Consider the following 5,085-nt stretch of genomic DNA (forward strand, 5'->3'; position numbering starts at 1 on the left):
GTGAGAGTTCGCGAGCCGCATCGTGAGAGACAGGCGACTGCGGCGCCGCACGAGATTTCGCCGGGCGACGCGCGGTGTCGCCCGCAAGGAGTACCCCGGTGATGACCGATGACACCCAGGCTGGCCACGATTCCGATCTTCAGGGCGCGCTGACGCCGCCGCTGTTCGACGTCGACACGCCCACCGAACCGGCAGACGCACCCGAGCCGGATGCCGCAGCGCAGCCGGACGACGCGACGGCGTCTGCGAACGCGAGCGACGAGACAGATGCCGCCGACGCCGCAGCCGCAGAGAGCCCCGCGCCCGCCGACACCGCTGCGGCGCCCGCGCCCGCGTCGGCTGGCGACGCTGCAGTCGCTGCCGCCGACGACGTGCCGTCCGCGCCCGCATCGAGCGACGAGCCCGCAGCCGGGGAGGCGAACACCGACGAGGCGAACACCGGCGAGGCGAACACCGACGCGGCGAACACCGGTGCCGCCGCACCCGATGAGGCATCCAAGGCCGCTGAGCCCGACAAGCCCTCAGGCCCGCTGACCGCCGTGAGCCTCGGCCTGCTGCCCGAGAACTTCGTCTCGGCTGTGACGACCGAGCTGCACTTCTACGCTCCCGAGGTCGTTCCGCTGCCGGCGGCTCCGTCCCGGCCCGGGCGACCTGTGGTCGACCAGGACGACGACGAGCAGCCGAGCGGCGCCTCGCCGCGACGTCGCGGCCGTCGCCGTGGCGGCGACGACAGCGACGACACCCCTCCGGCGCCCCGCCAGCGTGCGGTGGAGCTCATCACCGAGCCGCAGCGCATCAAGGGCTCCACGCGGCTCGAAGCGAAGAAGCAGCGGCGCCGTGACGGCCGTGAGGCGGGACGTCGCCGCACCGTCGTGACCGAGGCCGAGTTCCTCGCGCGCCGCGAGTCGGTCGACCGCGAGATGATCGTGCGATCGAAGAACGGGCGGGTGCAGATCGCCGTGCTCGAGGACAACGTGCTCGTCGAGCACTACGTCGCGCGCAGCCAGGACGCCTCGCTCATCGGCAATGTGTACCTCGGCCGTGTCCAGAACGTCCTGCCCAGCATGGAGGCCGCCTTCGTCGACATCGGCCGCGGCCGCAACGCCGTGCTGTACTCGGGCGAGGTCGACTGGGATGCCGTCGAGACGGGCAACCAGCCCCGCCGCATCGAGCTGGCGCTCAAGTCCGGCGACCGCGTGCTCGTGCAGGTCACCAAGGACCCCGTGGGCCACAAGGGCGCCCGCCTGACGAGCCAGATCTCCCTTCCCGGCCGTTACCTGGTGTACGTGCCCGGCGGTGCGATGAACGGCATCTCGCGCAAGCTCCCCGACACCGAGCGTGCCCGGCTCAAGCGCATCCTCAAGGAGGTGCTGCCCGAATCGAGCGGCGTCATCGTGCGCACGGCTGCCGAGGGTGCGACCGAGGACCAGCTGACCCGCGACGTGCAGCGCCTCACCAACCAGTGGGAGCACATCAGCAAGCAGGTCGAGACGGTGGGCGCTCCCGCGCTGCTGCACTCCGAGCCTGATCTGCTGGTGAAGATCGTCCGTGACGTCTTCAACGAGGACTTCACGAAGATGCTGATCCAGGGCGACGACGCCTACGAGACGATCACGAGCTACCTCGCCGGGGTTGCGCCGGACCTGCTGGACCGCGTGCAGCGCTTCGAAGGCGACCACGACCCGTTCGACGAGTTCCGCGTCACGGAGCAGATCGAGAAGGCCCTGGACCGCAAGGTGTGGCTTCCCTCGGGCGGCTCGCTCGTCATCGACCGCACCGAGGCCATGACGGTCGTCGACGTGAACACCGGCAAATTCGTCGGCTCCGGCGGCAACCTCGAAGAGACCGTCACGAAGAACAACCTCGAGGCGGCCGAAGAGATCGTGCGCCAGCTGCGCCTGCGCGACATCGGCGGCATCATCGTGGTCGACTTCATCGACATGGTGCTCGAGACCAACCGCGACCTCGTGCTGCGGCGCCTCGTCGAGTGCCTGAGCCGCGACCGCACGAAGCACCAGGTCGCCGAGGTCACCTCGCTCGGCCTCGTGCAGATGACCCGCAAGAAGCTGGGTCTGGGGCTGCTCGAGACCTTCAGCGAGCCCTGCGAGGTGTGCGCGGGCCGTGGCGTGGTCGTGCACCACGACCCCGTCGTGAAGCACCGCGGAAACGGCGGCAACAACGGCAACGGGTCGTCGGCACGTCGCCCGCGCCAGGCTGCGCCGGCAGCACCTCCGACCGGCGGCACGCACGTCATCACCGAGGGCGTCAAGTCCGCTCTCGCGCAGATCGCGGCATCCACCATCCAGCCCTCGGCCGACGACGTCGCAGCCGCGCAGGCCGCGCTCGCCCCGGTTGCGGCGGCCGCGGCCGCGGCGGCCCCGGCGGCGGAGCAGCGCGACGACCGTGAGCAGCGCGACGAGCGGGGAGAGCGCCCCGAGCGCGACCGTCCCGAGCGCAACGGCGATCGCCCCAAGAAGGCACGCAAGAAGCGCACCGAGAGCGCCGCGCCCAAGACGGAGAAGGACCTGCTGCTCGACTCCGTGCTGCAGGCGCTTCCCGAGCCGAAGGCGCCCGGTCAGGGGAGGGGTCGCCGCCGTGTGTCGACGGCGGCGCTCACCGGCACCCCCGTGCCGCACGTCGCCGACAGCAGCGAGTAAGCCTCAGCGCCGCGTGCGGGCCCGGTCACGGGCCCGCACGCGCAGCCCTGAGCCGATGAGCCGTCGCACGAGTTCATGTCCACTGACGGGTGTGGCGCCGGCTGCGACCAGTCGAGCGTGCGCCGAGTCGGGAACGTCGTAGTGGTCGAGGTCGAAACTGCGCGAAGGGATGCCGTTGGCTGCGGCGAACGCGTGCAGCTCGTCGAGCGAGGTGTCACTGACCAGGTGCGCCCAGATGCGGCCGTGGGCGGGCCAGCGTGGATCGTCGATCAGAATCGCCATCCGCCGATCCTAGGCCGCACGCACGACACGCGGCCCGGCCCTTTTGCGCATGTTGCCCAGCATCGGCTAAACTCGTCCCTTGGTGCGTGGCGTTTCTTCGTCGCAGGGCGGAACGCGCACGTCGGAGGCTCACAGCCACCGGCCAGGCACCCAGACTTATCTTTCCCAGAGCGAGTCTCGCAAAGACAACCGGAGCCTCGCGCTCCCGAACGAAAACAGGTGTGAAGTGGTTTACGCAGTTGTGCGCGCCGGTGGCCGCCAGGAGAAGGTCGAGGTCGGCACGATCGTCGTCCTGGACCGTCAGCAGGCGAAGGTCGGCGAGACCCTCGAGCTGCCCGCGGTCCTGCTCGTCGACGGCGACGCCGTCACGACCGATGCCGACAAGCTTGCGAAGGTCACCGTGACCGCCGAGGTCCTCGGTGAGTCGCGCGGCCCCAAGATCGTGATCCAGAAGTTCAAGAACAAGACCGGTTACAAGAAGCGCCAGGGGCACCGTCAGGACCTCACGCGCGTCAAGGTCACCGGCATCAAGTAAGCCAGGGGAGACGCAGAGATGGCACACAAAAAGGGCGCAAGCTCCACCCGTAACGGTCGTGACTCCAACGCTCAGCGCCTTGGCGTGAAGCGCTTCGGTGGCCAGGAGGTCAACGCCGGCGAGATCATCGTCCGCCAGCGCGGCACCCACTTCCACCCCGGCGCGAATGTCGGCCGTGGCAAGGACGACACCCTGTTCGCTCTCTCCGCCGGTGCGGTGGAGTTCGGCGCGAAGGGCCGCCGCAAGGTCGTCAACATCGTCGCGACCGCGGAGTGACCGCAAGATCGCATTGAATATCGGCGGGGGGCGGGCTACGGCTCGCCCCCCGCTTGTTTGTACCAACAGCTGAGGAGCAACCCATGGTCACCTTCGTCGATAGAGTGACGCTCCATCTGCGCGCCGGAAAGGGCGGCAACGGCTGCGTGTCGGTCAAGCGTGAGAAATTCAAGCCGCTTGCCGGCCCCGACGGCGGCAACGGCGGCAACGGTGGCGACATCGTGCTGGTGGCCGACCCCCAGGTCACGACGCTGCTGTCGTACCACCACTCACCGCACCGCACCGCGGGCAACGGCGGGTTCGGCATGGGCGACCACCGCTCCGGCGCGAACGGCGAGTCGCTCGAGCTGACGGTGCCGGTCGGCACGGTCGTGAAGGATGCCGAGGGCCAGACACTCGTCGACATGGTGGAGCCCGGCGCACGCGTCGTGGTGGCCCCTGGCGGCCAGGGTGGCCTGGGCAACGCATCGCTGGCCAACCCCAAGCGCAAGGCCCCCGGCTTCGCGCTCTTGGGAACCCCCGGGTGGGAAGGCGACATTCAGCTCGAACTGAAGACGGTCGCCGACGTCGCCCTCGTGGGCTTCCCGTCTGCCGGCAAGTCGAGCCTCATCGCGGCGATCTCCGCGGCGCGCCCCAAGATCGCGGACTACCCGTTCACCACGCTGCACCCCAACCTGGGCGTCGTGCAGGCCGGAGAGGTGCGCTTCACCGTCGCCGACGTGCCCGGGCTCGTCGAGGGCGCGAGCGAAGGCAAGGGCCTGGGGCTGGAGTTCCTCCGTCACGTCGAGCGCTGCACCGCGCTCGTGCACGTGCTGGACTGCGCGACGCTCGATCCGGGCCGCGACCCGCTGAGCGACCTCGATGTGATCCTCGCAGAGCTGGCCGCGTACCCCGTGCCCGAGGGCCAGACGCCCCTTCTTGAGCGCCCGCAGCTGATCGCGCTGAACAAGGTCGACGTGCCCGAGGCGAAGGACCTCGCCGACCTGGTGCGCCCGGACCTCGAGGCACGCGGCTACCGCGTCTTCGAGATCTCGGCGGTCAGCCACGAGGGACTGCGCCAGCTCACCTTCGCGCTGGGCGACATCGTCGCGCAGCACCGGGCGACCCTGGCGGCGACCCCCGCACCCGAGCGGGTCGTCATCCGCCCGAAGGGGTCGGAGAAGGAATTCGAGATCCGCGTCGAAGGCGGAACGTACGGCAACATCTACCGCGTGCTGGGCGCCAAACCCGTGCGCTGGGTGCAGCAGACCGACTTCCAGAACGAAGAGGCCGTCGGCTTCCTCGCCGACCGGCTCGAGAAGCTCGGGGTCGAGAACGGCCTCTACAAGGCGGGCG

At 69.8% G+C, this 5,085-nt stretch carries 5 protein-coding genes; 4 read left to right on the forward strand and 1 reads right to left on the reverse strand.

Translation table 11 applies throughout. The features are described from left to right. The first annotated feature begins 101 nt into the window (after nucleotides 1-101). Entirely contained in the window at nucleotides 102-2,657 is a 2,556-nt protein-coding gene (locus NQ160_RS18055) for an Rne/Rng family ribonuclease (protein WP_257516518.1), read from the forward strand. A gap of 3 nt (nucleotides 2,658-2,660) precedes the next feature. On the opposite strand, the gene NQ160_RS18060 is transcribed toward NQ160_RS18055, so the two are convergent. After that, nucleotides 2,661-2,939, reverse strand: coding sequence for a DUF4031 domain-containing protein (locus NQ160_RS18060; RefSeq protein WP_257516519.1), 279 nt, complete (start codon nucleotides 2,937-2,939; stop codon nucleotides 2,661-2,663). 226 nt (nucleotides 2,940-3,165) lie between these two features. Here NQ160_RS18060 and rplU point away from each other — a divergent pair, with 226 nt between their 5' ends. The 3 genes from rplU to obgE form a co-directional block, all read left to right on the forward strand. Continuing rightward, nucleotides 3,166-3,474: a 50S ribosomal protein L21 gene (gene rplU / locus NQ160_RS18065; protein WP_257493390.1), complete on the forward strand. Its 309-nt coding sequence runs from the start codon at nucleotides 3,166-3,168 to the stop codon at nucleotides 3,472-3,474. A gap of 18 nt (nucleotides 3,475-3,492) precedes the next feature. Further along, nucleotides 3,493-3,750, forward strand: coding sequence for a 50S ribosomal protein L27 (gene rpmA / locus NQ160_RS18070; protein ID WP_257516520.1), 258 nt, complete (start codon nucleotides 3,493-3,495; stop codon nucleotides 3,748-3,750). Nucleotides 3,751-3,833: 83 nt separating this feature from the next. Continuing rightward, nucleotides 3,834-5,085, forward strand: a 1,252-nt coding sequence (obgE, locus tag NQ160_RS18075) for a GTPase ObgE (protein WP_257516521.1), incomplete at its 3' end; no start/stop codon positions are given.

The sequence above is a fragment of the Microbacterium sp. zg.Y909 genome (genome assembly GCF_024626565.1).

Bases quoted from the DNA above. Each gene is read 5' to 3' on its own strand.
- NQ160_RS18060 (WP_257516519.1), bottom strand. From the start codon at position 2,939: ATGGCGATTCTGATCGACGATCCACGCTGGCCCGCCCACGGCCGCATC.
- rpmA (WP_257516520.1), top strand. From the start codon at position 3,493: ATGGCACACAAAAAGGGCGCAAGCTCCACCCGTAACGGTCGTGACTCC.
- NQ160_RS18055 (WP_257516518.1), top strand. From the start codon at position 102: ATGACCGATGACACCCAGGCTGGCCACGATTCCGATCTTCAGGGCGCG.